This window comes from Microbacterium sp., assembly GCF_035556355.1.
GTDB lineage: Bacteria > Actinomycetota > Actinomycetes > Actinomycetales > Microbacteriaceae > Microbacterium.
In genome coordinates this window covers 1-1544 of sequence record NZ_DATMFG010000002.1, presented here as the reverse complement: position 1 = coordinate 1544, position 1544 = coordinate 1, and the positions used below count along the sequence as shown (strand labels likewise).

The 1544-nt window shown below is 71.2% G+C and carries 2 protein-coding genes; both read left to right on the top strand.

Features of this window, described 5'->3' with window-relative positions:
- Positions 1-912, top strand: a 912-nt coding sequence (locus VNR19_RS00055) for a preprotein translocase subunit SecD (protein WP_325722661.1), incomplete at its 5' end; no start/stop codon positions are given.
- The coding region (gene secF / locus VNR19_RS00050) for a protein translocase subunit SecF (RefSeq protein WP_325722659.1) at positions 912-1544 on the top strand (633 nt) is incomplete at its 3' end. The genes VNR19_RS00055 and secF, both read left to right, overlap by 1 nt.

Sequence of the window (1544 nt, the reverse complement as noted above, 5' to 3'; positions counted from 1 at the left end):
CTGCCGGTGCAGTACACGGTGGAGAGCCAGGAGGTCATCTCCGCGACCCTCGGCTCCGAGCAGCTCAAGAACGGTCTGATCGCCGGACTCATCGGCCTCGCGCTCGTCGTCGTGTACTCGCTGCTGCAGTACCGCACGCTCGGCCTGCTGACGGTCGCGTCGCTGGTGGTCGCCGGGGTGATGACGTACGTCGCGATCGCCCTGCTCTCGTGGGGGATGGGCTACCGGTTGTCGCTCGCCGGCGTCGCCGGTCTCATCGTCGCCATCGGCTTCACGGCGGACTCGTTCATCGTGTACTTCGAACGCATCCGCGACGAGCTGCGCGACGGCAGGACCCTCTCCTACGCCGTCGAGCGCGGGTGGGGTCGTGCGCGACGCACGATCCTCGCCGCCAAGGCGGTCAACCTGATCTCCGCGATCATCCTGTACTTCCTCGCCGTCGGCGGCGTGCAGGGCTTCGCGTTCACCCTGGGTCTGACGACGATCATCGACGTCGCCGTCGTCTTCTGGTTCACGCACCCGATGATGGAGGTCATCACCAAGGTTCCGTTCTTCCGCGACGGGCACCTGTGGTCGGGCCTGTCGCCCGAGCGGCTGCGTGCGGGCTCCGGCCCGCGGTACGTGGGCGCCGGGCGGGTGCGGATGCCGCAGCCTGCCGTGGCCGGCCCCGGGCCCGACGAGGTCTCCTCCGACGACACCGAGGCGCAGGGCGGACGCGCGGCCGCGGAGCCCGTGCACAGCGGCGCACGGCAGGCCCCCGCGACCGGCGCCTCCGGGCGCCGGCTGACCATCGCCGAGCGGCGCGCCGCCGAGCGCCGGGCGGCCGCCCAGGAGGCGGACCCGGGACCGGACGACGGATCGCCCTCGGCGACCGGTGAGAACCCCTCCGGCACGAACGAGGAGAGCCGCTGATGGCCCGCATGCGATTCGCCCAGTGGGGCAACGACCTGTACACGGGTCGCCGCTCCTACCCGATCGTGCAGCGCCGTGCGCGCTGGTTCACGGTGGCCGGGATCCTCGCGGTCGCGTCGATCGTGGTCATCCTCGTCAAGGGGCTCACCCTCGGCATCGACTTCCGTGGCGGCACGGAGTTCACGGTCAACGACGCGACCTCCACCGAGCAGCAGGTGGCGATCGACGCCGTGCACGAGGTGCTCCCGAACGAGGAGCCCCGCGTCGCGATCGTCGGCGGCTCGGCGGTGCGCGTGCAGACGGAGCAGGTCACGCCCGACCAGGAGGCGGAGCTGGTCACCGGCCTCGCCGACGCGTACGGCGTCGACGAGTCGGCCGTGACGACGTCGTTCGTCGGCCCGACCTGGGGCGCCGGAGTCTCGACCCGTGCGCTGTGGGGCACGATCGTCTTCGTGGTCGCCGCGGCCCTGTTCATGGCCGTGTACTTCCGTGCCTGGCGGATGTCGGTGGCGGCGATCGTCGCGATGCTGGCCGACCTGCTCATCTCGGCCGGCGTCTACGCGGCGATCGGCTGGGAGGTCACGCCGTCGACGATCATCGGCTTCCTCACCATCCTCGGCTTCTCGCTGTAC